This is a genomic window from Pseudonocardia sp. 73-21 (genome assembly GCF_001899645.1).
Classification (GTDB): domain Bacteria; phylum Actinomycetota; class Actinomycetes; order Mycobacteriales; family Pseudonocardiaceae; genus Pseudonocardia.
The window spans coordinates 78,640-92,311 of record NZ_MKVV01000027.1 but is presented as its reverse complement, the minus strand read 5'-3'; the positions used below and the strand labels follow the sequence as shown (position 1 = coordinate 92,311).

Here is a 13,672-nt window from a genome sequence, read left to right as displayed (position 1 = left end):
GTACCCCGTTCGGCCCGCCCCCGCCGGGCCCGGTTCAGCGCCGGGCGTCGCGCTTGTCCGCGGACGGGTCGGCGCCCCGCCCGGGCACCTCGACGGGGGCCGAGGACGCCGCCGCCCCGTTCGCCAGCTCCGCCGACAGCACCTGCGCCAGCCGGCCCAGCTCGGCCCGCACGTCGGACTGCAGGGCGACCAGGCGGGAGATCTCCTGGTTGGCCTGGTCGCGCTGGCGCTCCAGCGCGGTCTCCGCACGGGCGCGGGTCTCCTCCGCCGCCGCCTCCGACTCCTGCCGGAGGCGCTCGGCCGCCCGCGCGGCCGCGGCGTGCACCTGCTCGGCCTGCTCACGCGCGGCGGCGAGCTGGTCGGCGATCTGCTGCTCCCGGTCCTGGAGCTCCGCGGTCCGCTGCGCGGCCTGCTGCTCGAGCATCGAGGCCCGCGAGATCAGGGCCTGCTCGGCTTCGTGGCGGTGCCGCTCGGCCTCCGACCGGGCCTTCTCCACGATGGCCGCGGACTCCCGGCTCGCGTGCACCCGCACCTCCGCCGCCTCCTGCTCGGCCATGCGCAGGAGCTTCTCGGCCCGGAAGCCGAAGCTGTCCTCCGGGGCGGCCGGCTCCAGGTGCGCGGACCGGGCCCTGGCCTCACGCAGCTCCTTCTCCGTCGACTCGGCGTGCTCGGTGGCCAGCCGCCGCTGCCGGTTGGCCTCGGCGAGCTCCATCGTCAGGCGGCTGACCTCCTTGTTCTTCTCGGTGACGAACTCGTCGACCTGACGCCGCTCGTAACCGCGCAGGGCGGTGTCGAACAGCGGAGCATCACCGGTGGCGGCGTGCGCCGCGGGGGTCGGTGTCGGACTGGTGGCGGTACCGGCCACAGGGCACATCCTCGTGTTTGACGGTGGGGAGGGACGGGATCAGCGGGACGAGACGACGCGCACGGCCGGCGGGCCCGACCGGTGGATGCGGGCCGCGGGGGTCGGCCGGGCGGGTCGTCGGCCTGGTCCTGGGCGAGCCGCACCATCTGCTGGAGCCGTTCGCGCGTCCCGTCGACCGTGCTCGGGACCGTCGACAGCTCCGCGACGTGGGCCGGCAGCCGGTTCAGCTCGGCCCGGGGCGTGGGCCTGCTCCAGCGCCGCGTCACGGGCGGCGCGCGCCGAGTCGAGCTGCTCACCCAACCGGCCGACGTTCTCGTCGACCCGGGCACGGTCGTGACCCCGTCGGACCACAGCGAAGGAGACGTCGTCGAGCTCAACGGTCATGTGCGGGGCGCTCCTGGGGACGGAGGCGGACGGGGATGGAGGTCTGCGGGCTCGCGACCGGGGCGGGTCGGGGGGTTCGAGCTCGGAGATGGCACCCACGAGCGTGCGCAGTCAGAATCCCGTCCTCACCCGAACCGCGTAACCGCCACCTGGCCCAACGCCACGCGTCGTCACGGAGCATCGGCCGCATCACCCGTTGAGACCATTCACGCGACGACCCCACAGGGGACGAGCCGCGGCTCCGAGGTCGGGGCGGGCCCGGAGCCGGCGACGGTCGGGAAGCCGTCCTTCGGGTAGCGGCGCCCCCGTCGCGGTGAACCGCACCGTTCGCCCGTCCGACCACCGGATGACCACCAGATCCCCCGGCACCCGGCGACCAGGATCGCGGGCGAGACGGGCTCCGCCCTCGTCACCAGCGCCGGGACCCGGGGTTCCAGCCCGTCCGCACCCCCGGACCGCCCCCGGTCGGGGCCCACCGTGGCGGGTCCACCGGCCGCGCCCGCGACACCACGCCGGACGACACCCCCGCCGGACGACACCCACGCCGGACGACGCCGTCAGGACCAGCGCTCGACCGCGCCCGCCGAGTTCACCGTGAGGGTCCCCGTGAGGCGGATGTCGCCCGCCGACCGTCCGACGAGCACCTCGACGGTGCCGGGCTGCAGGACGTGCCGCATGCTGCGGTCCCACACGGCCAGCCGCTCGGGCGGGATCTGCAGGGTGACCGGCAGGCTCTGGCCCGCACCGAGCCGGACCGGGGAGAACGCCACCAGCGACGGGGCGGCCGTGGCGATCGTGCCCGTCCGCCTGCCCAGGTACACCTGCACGACGTCGCGGCCCGGCCGGTGGCCGGTGTTGGTCACGAGGCAGCGGACGCGGACGGACTCCCGGCCCAGCAGCACCGACGGCGCGATGCGCAGCCGCGAGTACTCGAACGTCGTGTAGCCCGATCCGTGCCCGAGGGGATAGGCCACCGAACGGGGCGACGGCAGCACGGGCAGCGACATCGGGAGCCGCCCCTCGGGCTCGGCCCGCCCCGCGAGCACCTCGGCGAACGTGTCGACGTTGGGTCCGAACGGTTGCCAGCCCAGCAGGATGCTCGCCGTGGTGGTGGCCAGGTCGTCGATCCGGTCGACCCGGTCGCTGCTCAGCAGCACCACGCAGCGCCGGCCCGACGCCACCACCCGACCGGCCATCGGGGCCGCGGCCTCGGGATCGCCGGTGAGCACCAACACCGTGGCCGGGCCCGAGGAGCCGGCGTCGGCGGGACCGGGCATCCCGGTGCGCACCTCGGCCCGCGGCAGCAACGTCGTGAGCGACTGCACCAGCTCGTGCCCCTCCGGCTCGGTGGACCAGCCGCCGTCGTCGCCGGGCCCGGCGTCGGCCGACACGACGTGGACCGTCCCGGCCTCGGGCAGCGGAAGCGCCCCCGTCGGGTCCGAGAGGAGCACCAGCGAACCGAGCACGGCCCGCGTGACGGTGGCGGGCGAGCGCACCGGCTCGCCCGCGGCGACGGGCGGAGCCGGGTTGCGGTCCAGCAGCCCGAGCCGCAGCTTGAGCTGCAGCACCGTGGCCGCGGAGTCGTCCACCAGCCACTGGGGCACCGCACCGGTCTGCACCAGGTCGACCACGCGCCCGACCGCGTCCGGACCGTCGTTGATCACGTCGACGCCGGCCTCGATCGCCGACGCGATCGCCTGGTCGATGCCCGCGGCGATGCCGTAGGTGGTGACGAGCCCCTGGATGGCCCCCGCGGCGGACACGACGATCCCGGAGAAGCCCCAGTCGTGGCGCAGCACCTGCTTGAGCAACCAGGAGTCGCTGTGCGCCGGGACCCCGGCGTTGCTCGCCGGCGACGGCACGACGATCGCGGCACCGGCCCGGACGGCGGCCTCCGCGGCGGCGAGCAGGCTGGAGCGCATCGTGCGCTCGTGCCAGCTGCCGTCGCCCGCGGCACCCAGCCGGATGACCAGGGCGACGTGCCGCGCACCGATGAGCCCGGTACGGCCGGCGTCGCGCCCCTGCGCTCCGCGCACCCGGGCGATCGCGATCGAGCTCGCGAGCACCGGATCCACGACCCACCCGGACCCGGGTGAGCCCAGCGTCGCGAAGACCCCCGCGGCCCGCAGCGCCGCCGCCCCCTCGGCCGCGAGGCGCTCGACGGTGCCCATGTCCCAGGTCGACGCCGCGCCCATCGGGCCGGGCAGCAGCGACGGGAGACGCCCGCCGATGGCCACCGGCAGGGCCGGGATCCCGAGCCGGGCGGTGCCCAGGGTCTGCTGGAAGGCCGCGACCCGCGCCGCCATGTCGGTCGCGGGCATCGCCGGTACGAGCACGATCCCCGGCGGTCGGGCCGCGAGGTCCGGCGCCCACACTTCCGGGTCCGCCGGGGGGAGCGGCGTCGTGCTGATCTGGCCGACCTTCTCCTCCAGCGTCATCCGCCCGAGGACCTCACGCACCCGCCGATCCCACGCCGGCCGCGCCGACGCGGCCTCCGTGGAGTCGGATTCACCCATCGAACCGCCCCTCCCCCCTCCTCCGCGCGCCTGGCACCTGAAGGCTGGGAAAGACCGGGGCAGCTGCCGACCAAGCCGTTCCGATGCGGTCGGCGAATGCATAGTTCCGCGAACGATCACAGCTGGTCACCGGCATGTCATGGCCCGGAAGAGCGAAGTCGTTGCGCCATTCGGGACTACCGTGGGGGTCGCAACGGCCCACTCGATCACGACATGGCCACGCGACCTGGGATCACTGTTGCATCCGATCGGCCCACGCACCAGGGTGGATCGCGACGGACCGTGACGAACGGGATCCATGAGGAACTCCATGAGCATCGATCCCACCACCGGCTCTCCCCCCGGTCGGACGACCGCCGTGCCCAGCCCACGTTCGGGCGGCCCGGCCACCGCGCTGCTGGCCATCGCCGACCCCCACGTGCGCCGGGCCATGACCGAGGAGCTGTCCTACCGGGAACCCTGGACGTTCCTGGAGGCCGGCACGCTCACGGATGCGGCCGCCGTCGCCGCTGCGCACGGCCCGGGCGAGCTCGCCCTGGTCGACTCCTCGCTCGACGGGCACACCGACACCGACGAACTCGTCCGGCTCGTCCACACGCTGCGGCAGGGCGGCTGGGAGCACGTGATCACCGTCGGTAACGACGCGCGTTTCGACCGGATCGGCGCCATGCTCTCCGCGGGCGCCCGCGGGCACCTCATGAGTACGGGCGCGTCGGCGTCGGCCGAGCCGACCGCCGCGGCACGGGACGAGGACCTCACCACGCGGCGGGTGCGCGTGCTCGACTCGGGAGGACAGGAGCGGTTGCTCTCGCTCCGCGAGGTGGAGGTGCTGCGCCTGACGGCCGAGGGGCTCGGCAACACCGAGATCGGCGACATCCTCGGGCTGTCGGCACTGACGATCAAGAGCCACCTGGCCCGGATCACCCATCGCCTGCACGCCCAGGACCGCGCCCACCTGGTACTGCTCGCGCTGCGGGCGGGCGCGATCCGCTGACCGGTCAGCCGGCCCAGCCGGGCCGCACCAGCCCGCTCTCGTAGGCCAGCACCACCACCTGCGCGCGGTCGCGTGCACCGAGCTTGGACATCGCCCGGCTCACGTGGGTCTTGGCCGTGGCCGGGCTGACCACCAGGCGGGCGGCGATCTCCTCGTTCGACAGGCCGGCGGCGACGTGCGTGACGACCTCGCGCTCGCGATCGGTGAGCGCCCCGAGCAGGACCGCGTTCCCGGGCCGCGACGGCCGCGACCGCGCGGCGAACTCCTCGATCAACGTCCGCGTCACCGCGGGGGCCAGCAGCGCGTCACCCCGGTGCACGACCCGGATGGCGTGGATCAGCTCGGCGGGTTCGATGTCCTTCACGAGGAACCCGCTCGCCCCGCCCCGGACGGCGTCGAAGACGTAGGAGTCCTCGGTGAAGGTGGTCAGCACGATCACCCGCACCCCGACGAGCGACGGGTCGGCGACGATGTCGCGGGTGGCGGCGAGCCCGTCGACGCCGGGCATGCGGATGTCCATCAGCACCACGTCGGGCTTCGTCTCGCGGGCCAGCCGCAGCGCGGCGGCCCCGTCCTCGGCCTCCCCGACCACCTCCATGTCCGGCTGCGGGCCCAGCAGTGCCCGGAACCCCGCGCGGACCAGCGCCTGGTCGTCGGCGAGCAGGACCCGGATCACGCCGGCAGCCAGGCGTGCACGCGGAACCCGCCGAGGGCGGCCGGGGCCGCGGTGATCGTGCCGCCGAGCGCGGTGGCGCGCTCGCGCATCCCGGCCAGCCCGTTGCCCGGCTCGCCCGGTGTGCCCGTGCCGTCGTCGCCCCGCCCGTCGTCGCCCCGCCCGTTGTCGCAGACGTCCACGGTCACTCCGGGGCCGCTGTAATCCAGCGTCACGGTGGCCTCCGCCGCGCCGGCGTGGCGCCGGGTGTTGGTCAGGGCCTCCTGGACGATCCGGTAGGCCGCCAGGTCGACGTGGGGCGGCAGGTCGCGCCGCTCGCCGCGGATGTCGAGCCGCACGGGCAGCCCGGCGGCCCGGGTGTCGGCGACGAGCGCGTCGAGCTGCGCGAGGCCGGGCACGGGATGGTGCGGCGGCTGCTCGTCGACGCCGCGCAGGACCCCGAGGGTCGAGCGCATCTCGCGCAGCAGCTCCTTGCTGGACTGCTTGATCGCCGTCAGCGCCGTGCGCGCCTGCTCCGGGTCGTCGTCCATGAGGTAGAGCGCCACTCCCGCCTGCACGTTGATCAGCGAGACGTGGTGGCCGAGCACGTCGTGCAGCTCCTGCGCGATCCGCAGCCGTTCCTGCACGCCCTGGCGGCGCTCGGTCTCCTCCCGGGCCGCACGCGCCTGGGTGAGCCGCTCGCGACGGGCCCGGAGTCCCTCCGCCGCCGCGCACACGGCGACGAGCCAGGCGAGCGTCGTGGCCGCCGGCCCCCACGCCGCGCCCGGATCGCGGACGAGGCCGACGACGACCGTGCCGGCGTAGATGGCCCCGACCACCGCGTAGGCGGTGACACGGTGCCCGGCGCCGACCGCCGAGACGAGTGCGACCACCGTCGCCAGGTACACCGGCCCGTAGGGGTAGCCGAGCGCGAGGTAGGCGACGAGCACCGCCCCCACCACACCGAGCACGACCGGTGGGTTCCACCGGCGCACCACCAGCGCCAGCGGCCCCGCGAGCACCAGCGCCACCGCCACCGCGTCGGGGGCGCGTCCGGTCTGGTGGTAGGTGGAGAACGTCGTGCCGGCCATCCCGAACACCGCGACGGCGGCGGGCAGCGCCAGCGTCGGGCGCGCGCCGCCCCACCAGCCGGGAAACGGTGACACCGCTCCACCGTAGGACAGCGGGGCACCGTCGGCGTCGTCCCGCGGGCGCAACGGCGACCACCTCCGGGGGAGTAGGTCCGTCGATCGCCGTGCGCCCGGTGGGGCAGCGCAACGGCCTCCGCCGTACCGACGCGCTCGCGACGGGGCGCGGACAGGATCGACGGCATGAATCCAGTACAGGTCAACCAGATCCGGGTCTCCGACGCCGACCGCGAGGTGGTGGCCGACCGGCTGCGCGCCGCCGCCGCGGAGGGGCGCCTCACGCTCGACGAGGCCGACGAACGCCAGGCCCTCGCCTACGCCGCCCGCACCGCCGACGATCTCGCCGTGCTCACGACGGACCTGCCCGCTCCGCCGGCCCCGCCGGTGGAGCTCGGGCCGCAGGCGCGACGACGGCTCGCGATCCACGCCGCCGTGGTGGCGGTGATCGCGGCGCTGGTGCTCACCCGGTGGGTGGTCGGGGTGGTGGCGTTCGGGGCCGCGCCGTTCTTCTGGCCGGTGTGGCCCCTGTTCTGGTTGGGAGTGAGCCTGGTGGTGCACCACCGCCGCGCCCGCAGGCGGGCGGCGGGTGCACCACGCGGGTGATCCGGGAGCTCAGCCCACCGGCATCCGGTCGACACCGGCGTCGAGGCCCAGCATGGCCAGCATCTCGGCACAGTCGGCCGCGTCGGCCGAACGACCGGCCACCACGCGGGCGGCACGCATGTTCTGCAGGTCGTTGCTCTCGGCGTTGGCCACCTGGGCGGCGGCGAAACGCCCGCCCGCGTCGGTGGTGGAAGGGTTTCCGGTCCAGCTCATGCGTCCGTGACTCCCTTGCTCGTCACGCTCGGCCCACTGCTGGCGACCGGCGCGACCGTTCGTCAGGCGGCGCTCTGCCACGAGGCGGGAGCTGGCGGCCCCCACCCGACCTGACCTACCGAGTCTACCCCGCGGGATCCCGATCACGGGTTTCCGCGACGACACCGTGACCGCCCGCCCATGCCGCGAGGTGGGGGGCGAGCGCGGCGTAGAGCTCCGGATCGGTGCCCATCCCGGTGTGGCTGCTGTGCACCTCGACCCACTCCGCCTCCGGGTCACGGCACGACCGCCAGCCGACGACCCCGTCGTCACGGGAGTAGACGGCCAGGGCGGGCGTCCGCAGCGGGGCCGCCAGACCGGCTTCCGTGGCCGCGCGGCAGGTGCCGTGCAGGCAGCCGTGGTCCAACACGCCCTGGACCCCGATCCGGGAGAGCCCGAGCAGGACCCGCAGCACGGCCAGCGCCACGCCGCGCGCGTCGAGCGGGTCGAGCACGGGGCTGCCCATCATCACCACGCCGGCCACGAGATCGGGGCGGCGCACCGCCACCAGCCGGCCGATCCAGCCGCCCCGGCTGTGCCCGACCAGCACGACGGGTCGACCGGTGGCCCGCGCGAGGTCGGCGACGCGGCGCTCGAGGCGGTGCACCAGATCGGCCGTGCAGCCCAGGTTCAGGCCCAGACCGGCCCCGACGGCGGTGTACCCGCGGCCGGTGAGCCAGCGCCGCAGCACCGCCATGCTCGCGTCGGCGCCCCCGAAGCCGGGCACCACCACCACGCCCGTCCCACGGCCCTCCGCCGTGCCGTCCGTCCAGATCGGGTGGCGGTGCAGGGCACGCCGGCCCACTCCGAGCACCGGACCGAACTCGCGCACGAGCAGCCGCAGGCGCTCCCCCATCTCAGACCCCGCGCTCGACGGGCAGGCGGCCCCGGTCGACGGCGGTGACGAGCGCGGCGTGGTCGGCCTCGGTCTGGTCGGCGTAGGCGCGGGCGAACCGGCCCAGCGCGTCGTCCACCTTGGACGAACCGCCGACGTACCCGGCGATCATCGACGCCCCGCTGGTGCGCGCGTGCCCCTTCGCCAACAGGTGCCCGACGACGCCGGCGTAGTCGATCAGCGCGGCGGCGTCGATGCCCTCGAGCGCGATGGTGCCCTTCATGTTCCGGAACTGGCGCACGTAGAACTGCATCCCCGGCCCGCCACCATCGCGGCTCCCGCGCCCGGGCACCCCACCGGCTGCGGAGTCCCGGGCGAGCCCCGAGACGGTTGTCCAGCCCAGTAGCGGGTCGCTGACCGTCTGCAGCGCCTGCTGGTACTCCACCACCCGCTGCCCCTGGTGGGCGTGCCACGCCGACTCGCCGTGCACATGGTGGGCCAGCACCGACCGTCGGGCCTGCTTGAGCTGCAGGAACACCACGTCCTCGGGCGACGAGCCCTCCAGCAGCGCCACGTAGGCGCGGAGCCCGACGCTGCCGACCCCGACCACCTTGTGCGCGACGTCGACGAGCGTGTAACCGCCGAGCACGCGGCGCCAGTGCGAGGCCAGCGTCAGCAGGTAGTCGTCGAGCGCGGCGGCCACCAGGTCCCGCTCGTGGCCGGGCAGCCGGGTGATCAGCGGCGGCTCCTCGACGATCCGGCGCCGGCCGTCGACCTTCTCGGTGAAGCGCGGCAGGGCGCGGTCGCTGGTGCGGTGCCGGGCGCGCTTCGCCGCCCGCTCGATCTCGTGACGCAGCGGCTTGCCGCTCTCCTCCTGCAACCGGTCGACGTCGAGCCGCTGGTAGGAGCGCGACAGCAGCGGCATGTCGGCCAGCAGCCGCACCTCGTCACGGTAGGCGGCCACGCACTGGGCGACGGCCTGCGCGCAGTGGTCCTCGCTCGCGCCGTTGTGCCGCCCGGCCACCCAGATGCTGGCGACGAGCCTGCGCAGATCCCACTCCCAGCCGCCGGGGTGGGCCTCGTCGAAGTCGTTGAGGTCGATCACCAGGTCGCGCTCGGGCGAGGCGTAGAAGCCGAAGTTGCCCAGGTGCGCGTCGCCGCAGACCACCGGCGTGATGCCCGTGGCCGGCAGGCCCGCCACGTCGGTGGCCATCACCACGGCCGTGCCGCGCAGGAAGCCGTAGGGCGAGGCGATCATGCGCCCGACCCGGACGGGGATGAGCCGGTCCACCCGCCCCTCGTGCGACTGCATGATCTGCTGCACCGGATCGGGGCGGTCGGCGGGCGGCGCCCACTCCCCCAGCGAGCTGCGCGGCACCTTGTGGCGCAGGCTGCGGCCCAGCTCGTAGCGCTCCGCGCGGGGAGCCGGGCGCCGGCGCAGCGAGGAGTAGGGGGTGCCGTCGGCGTCGGCGAGCACGATGTGGCCGGGACGGGGAGTGCTCACGAGGCGGATGCTACGCGGATGCCGTCACCGTTTCCGGAGCCGACGAGCCCCGCCGCGTCCCGTGCCGGGGTGTTCCCGGCCCGCCGCGTGCCCATGATCGTCGCGGGCCGCACAGGAGCGTCCTCCTCCGGACGCCGACGTGCGGCACCCGGCGATCTTCCGGACCCGTGGCCCCCGGACCCGAGTGGCGCCGGAGCCCGCGGGCTACCCCACCCGCCGGACCCGCCCGGCCGGCGGCGCCGCCACGGCCTCGGCGTGCAGCGCCCACGCCAGCGCCTCGATCCCGTCCACCAGACGCGGGCCGGCGCGCACCACGTACGCGGCGGAGTCGATCGCGACCACCGGCACGCCCGGCAGCCGCTCCCGCACCACCTCCGACTGCTCCACGGCCGCGGCGAGGTCGTACCCGCACGGGGCCGTGAGTACGACGTCCACGTCCAGCGCGGCCAGCTCGTCCCACGTCGCCGTCACCGACCGACCGCCCTCCACCCCCGCCACCGGCTCACCGCCGGCCCGCCGCACGAGCTCGGGCACCCAGTGCCCGGCGAGGAACGGCGGGTCGGTCCACTCCAGCACGAGGACGCGGGGCCGCGGGCGGCCGTCGACGGCGGACGCCACGGCGGCGAGCCGCGTCCGCAGCGCGTCGACCAGCGCGGAGGCCTGCTCCGGTGCCCCGCCCCGGCGCCCGACCGCGGCGATCGCGGCCAGCACGTCGTCCACCGTGTGCGGGTCGATCGAGAGGACCTCGGCGTCCGAACCGATCACCGCCAGCGCGTCCTCGACGGTGCCCGCGGGCAGCGCGCAGACCCGGCAGAGGTCCTGGGTGAGGATGAGCTCCGGGTCGAGGCGGCGCAGCTCGGCGGTGTCGACGGCGTACATCGGCAGCCCCCGGGCCACCCGGTCGCGGACCACCGCGTCGATCTCGCCGGGGCCGAGACCGGCGGGGAGCGCGGTGTCGACCACGACGGGCAGTCGCTCCCGGATCCCGGCGGGGTGGTCGCACTCGAACGTGACCGCAACGAGGTCGTCGACGAGTCCGACCGCCGCCGCGATCTCGGTGGCCGCGGGAAGCAGGGAAGCAATTCGCACGAGGTTGTCCTTTCGCCGCCGACTCGTTCGTCCCTAGGTTGACGCCGAGGAACCGCTTCGGCGCAACCACCCCCGAGGAGCACCCCATGCCCCAGTACGCCGCCCTCATCTACTCCGCCGACGTCGACTGGACGCTGCCGGAGTACGGCGACGAGATGAAGGAGTACAACGCGTTCGGCGAGGCCGCCGCCGCCGTGATCCGCGGTGGCGCCGCGCTCTACCAGACCTCCACCGCCACCACGGTGCGCGTGCAGGGCGGCAAGGGCGGTGACGTCGTCACCTCCGACGGACCCTACGCGGAGACGAAGGAGGCCCTGACCGGCTTCTACCTCATCGAGTGCGCCGATCTCGACGAGGCCGTCAAGATCGCGGCCACCATCCCCGGCGCGTGGGACGGCGCGGTCGAGGTGCGTCCGGTCATCGACTTCGGCGGCTGAGTGCCCCTCGATCCCGCGCACGCCGCCCTCGTCCGCCTCGTGCGCGACGAGGGCACGCGCGTGCTGGCCACCCTGATCCGGCAGGTCGGTGACGTGGCGCTGGCCGAGGACGCCGTGCAGGACGCCACGGTCCGGGCGCTGGAGACCTGGCCCCGCGACGGCGTGCCCGACGAGCCGCGGGCCTGGCTGACGGTCGCGGCGCGGCGGCGCGCGATCGACATCGTCCGCCGGGAGGCCGCGCGCACGGGCAAGGAGGCCGCGGCGATGGAGCTGACCGGCCCGCCCGAGGAGCAGGACGATCTGCTCCGGCTGGTGTTCACCTGCTGCCACCCCGCGCTCGCGGTGGAGACGCAGGTCGCGCTCGCGCTGCGGACGCTGTGCGGGCTCACGACTCCCGAGGTCGCCCGCGCCCTGCTGGTGCCCGAGGCGACCATGACCAAGCGGCTCACCCGGGCCAAGCAGAAGATCGCCCGCGCCGGCATCCCCTACCGCGTGCCCGACGACCACGAGCTGCCCGAGCGGCTGCGTGGCGTGCTGTCGACGGTGTACCTGCTGTTCAACGAGGGCTACGGACCGACGGCGACGCCGCGCCCCGCCCTGGTCGACGAGGCGGTGCGGCTCACCCGGCTGCTGCGCGAGCTGATGCCCGGTGAGGCGTCGGTGCTGGGGCTGCTGGCGCTGGAGCTGCTGCTGGACTCCCGCCGCGACGCCCGCCACGACGCGGACGGGCGGCCCGTGCTGCTCGCCGACCAGGACCGCGGGCGGTGGCGCGCCGAGCTGGTGCAGGAGGGGGTGATCCTGGTGGGCGAGGGGCTGCGCCGCTCCCCCGACCGCCCCGATCCCTACGTCGTGCAGGCGGCGATCGCGGCCTGCCACGCGCTGGCCCCGCGCTACGCCGACACCGACTGGACCGCCGTCCTGTCCTGGTACGACGTGCTGCTCGCCGTCGCGGACACGCCGGTGGTGCGGCTCAACCGGGCCGTCGCGGTCGGCGAGCGGGACGGCCCGGCGGCGGGGCTGGCGGCGATCGACGCCGTGACCGGCCTCGACGACTACCCGCTGCGGCACGCCTCCCGCGCCGAGCTGCTGGCCCGGCTGGGCCACACCGCCGACGCGCGGGCCGCCTACGCCGCCGCGCTGGCCCTGCCCCAGGACGCGGCCCAGCTCGCCCACCTGCGACGACGGGCCGAGCGGGTCAGCCCGTAGCCGCGGGCTCCCGCACCCGCACGCCGAACTGCACGATCGCCGCGCCGGTGGCCGTCGCGAGGATCGTGATCGCCATGACCAGCGGCGTCACCCCACCCAGCGAGGCCAGGGGCGGCACGATCGCCGCGAACGCGAACTGCAGCAGCCCGATCACCGCCGAGGCGGTGCCCGCGGCGCGGCCCTGGTCGGCCAGCGCCAGGGCCGTCGCGTTGGGCATGATCACGCCGGTGCACGAGACGAGCACGAGCAGCGGCGGCAGCAGCGCCCAGACCGACCGCGACAGCAGCACCCCGACCAGCATCGCCACGGCGGCGAGCAGCGCGACGACCACGCCGGCCGCCAGCAACCGCCGCGGCCCGACCCGCCCGACGAGCTGTGCGCTGAGCCGCCCGACGAGCACGATCGCCACCGCGTTCACGCCGAACACGATCGCGAAGCCCTGCGGGTCGAGGCCGTAGGTGCCCTGCAGCACGAAGCTCGCCATCGCGATGTAGACGAACATCCCGCACACGCCGATGCCCTGGACCACGGCGGGGACGATGAACCGGCGGTCGCGCACGACGTCGCGCAGCACCGTCGCGACCCCGCGCAGCCCACCGGTCCGGCGACGGTCGGCGGGCAGCGTCTCGGCCTGCGTGAGAGCGGCCCCGAGGAGCACGACCCCGACCGCCGCGAGCACGAGGAACACGCCGCGCCAGTCGGCGACGCGCAGGACCAGGCCGCCCAGCAGCGGCGCGACGACCGGCGCGATGTTGCTCACCAGCATCAGGAGCGCGAACATGCGCGCCGCGAGGGCACCGTCGTAGAGGTCGCGGACCATGGCCCGGGCGATCACCAGCCCGGCCCCGCCGGCGAGGCCACTGAGCAGCCGCAGCGCCAGCAGCAGCTCGATCGAGGGCGCGGCGGCGCACAGTGCGGCCGTGACGGCGAAGAGCCCCACGCCGACGAGCAGCGGGACGCGGCGGCCGACCCGGTCCGTGAACGGGCCGACCAGCAGCTGCCCCAGGGCCAGGCCGATCATGCAGACCGAGAGGGAGAGCTGTCCGGCGGCCTCGGTGGCGCGCAGGTCGGCGGTGAGCTGGGGCAGGGCGGGCAGGTAGAGGTCCAGCGCCAGCGGGCCGAAGCTGGAGAGCCCACCGAGGGCGAGCACCCGGCCGCGGGGCAACGAGACGGTCACCGGACATTCC

13 protein-coding genes are annotated in these 13,672 nt (G+C 75.3%); 4 read left to right on the top strand and 9 right to left on the bottom strand.

The window, feature by feature from the left end:
- Positions 1-34: 34 nt before the first annotated feature.
- Both BGP03_RS06820 and BGP03_RS06815 read right to left on the bottom strand, forming a co-directional pair.
- Complete coding sequence (locus tag BGP03_RS06820; protein WP_298796566.1) at positions 35-865, bottom strand: hypothetical protein; 831 nt, start codon at positions 863-865, stop codon at positions 35-37.
- A gap of 941 nt (positions 866-1,806) precedes the next feature.
- The gene (locus tag BGP03_RS06815; RefSeq protein ID WP_298796568.1) at positions 1,807-3,765 is read right to left on the bottom strand and encodes a glycoside hydrolase family 3 N-terminal domain-containing protein; all 1,959 of its coding nucleotides are present in this window, start codon (positions 3,763-3,765) and stop codon (positions 1,807-1,809) included.
- A gap of 310 nt (positions 3,766-4,075) precedes the next feature.
- Here BGP03_RS06815 and BGP03_RS06810 point away from each other — a divergent pair, with 310 nt between their 5' ends.
- On the top strand, positions 4,076-4,759 hold the full coding sequence (locus BGP03_RS06810) for a LuxR C-terminal-related transcriptional regulator (protein ID WP_296372594.1): 684 nt from the start codon (positions 4,076-4,078) through the stop codon (positions 4,757-4,759).
- Between the two features lie 4 nt (positions 4,760-4,763).
- Here BGP03_RS06810 and BGP03_RS06805 read toward each other — a convergent pair whose 3' ends face one another.
- Both BGP03_RS06805 and BGP03_RS06800 read right to left on the bottom strand, forming a co-directional pair.
- Complete coding sequence (locus BGP03_RS06805; RefSeq protein WP_296372596.1) at positions 4,764-5,435, bottom strand: response regulator transcription factor; 672 nt, start codon at positions 5,433-5,435, stop codon at positions 4,764-4,766.
- The gene (locus tag BGP03_RS06800; RefSeq protein ID WP_298796570.1) at positions 5,432-6,577 is read right to left on the bottom strand and encodes a sensor histidine kinase; all 1,146 of its coding nucleotides are present in this window, start codon (positions 6,575-6,577) and stop codon (positions 5,432-5,434) included. The genes BGP03_RS06805 and BGP03_RS06800 overlap by 4 nt, the downstream gene beginning before the upstream one ends.
- Positions 6,578-6,742: 165 nt before the next feature.
- Between BGP03_RS06800 and BGP03_RS06795 the strand changes: the two genes are divergently transcribed.
- The gene (locus BGP03_RS06795; RefSeq protein ID WP_296372601.1) at positions 6,743-7,162 is read left to right on the top strand and encodes a DUF1707 domain-containing protein; all 420 of its coding nucleotides are present in this window, start codon (positions 6,743-6,745) and stop codon (positions 7,160-7,162) included.
- A gap of 9 nt (positions 7,163-7,171) precedes the next feature.
- Here the strand turns inward: BGP03_RS06795 and BGP03_RS06790 are convergent, their stop codons facing one another.
- The 4 genes from BGP03_RS06790 to BGP03_RS06775 form a co-directional block, all read right to left on the bottom strand.
- Positions 7,172-7,375, bottom strand: coding sequence for a hypothetical protein (locus BGP03_RS06790; RefSeq protein ID WP_296372603.1), 204 nt, complete (start codon positions 7,373-7,375; stop codon positions 7,172-7,174).
- A 124-nt stretch (positions 7,376-7,499) separates the two neighbouring features.
- A complete protein-coding gene (locus BGP03_RS06785) occupies positions 7,500-8,270 on the bottom strand; it encodes an alpha/beta fold hydrolase (RefSeq protein WP_298796573.1) in 771 nt (256 codons plus the stop codon).
- A gap of 1 nt (position 8,271) precedes the next feature.
- The gene (locus BGP03_RS06780; protein WP_296372606.1) at positions 8,272-9,753 is read right to left on the bottom strand and encodes a DUF2252 domain-containing protein; all 1,482 of its coding nucleotides are present in this window, start codon (positions 9,751-9,753) and stop codon (positions 8,272-8,274) included.
- Between the two features lie 204 nt (positions 9,754-9,957).
- Positions 9,958-10,842, bottom strand: coding sequence for an ABC transporter substrate-binding protein (locus BGP03_RS06775; RefSeq protein WP_298796575.1), 885 nt, complete (start codon positions 10,840-10,842; stop codon positions 9,958-9,960).
- An 86-nt stretch (positions 10,843-10,928) separates the two neighbouring features.
- Between BGP03_RS06775 and BGP03_RS06770 the strand changes: the two genes are divergently transcribed.
- Both BGP03_RS06770 and BGP03_RS06765 read left to right on the top strand, forming a co-directional pair.
- Entirely contained in the window at positions 10,929-11,279 is a 351-nt protein-coding gene (locus BGP03_RS06770) for a YciI family protein (protein ID WP_296372610.1), read from the top strand.
- Positions 11,280-12,485 (top strand): DUF6596 domain-containing protein, encoded by a 1,206-nt coding sequence (locus tag BGP03_RS06765; protein WP_298796576.1) that lies wholly within the window; start codon positions 11,280-11,282, stop codon positions 12,483-12,485.
- Here the strand turns inward: BGP03_RS06765 and BGP03_RS06760 are convergent.
- Positions 12,475-13,662 carry a multidrug effflux MFS transporter gene (locus BGP03_RS06760; RefSeq protein WP_296372614.1) on the bottom strand — a complete coding sequence of 396 codons (1,188 nt, stop codon included), beginning with the start codon at positions 13,660-13,662 and terminating at the stop codon, positions 12,475-12,477. The two genes, BGP03_RS06765 and BGP03_RS06760, sit on opposite strands and share 11 nt — an antisense overlap.
- Positions 13,663-13,672 lie beyond the last annotated feature (10 nt).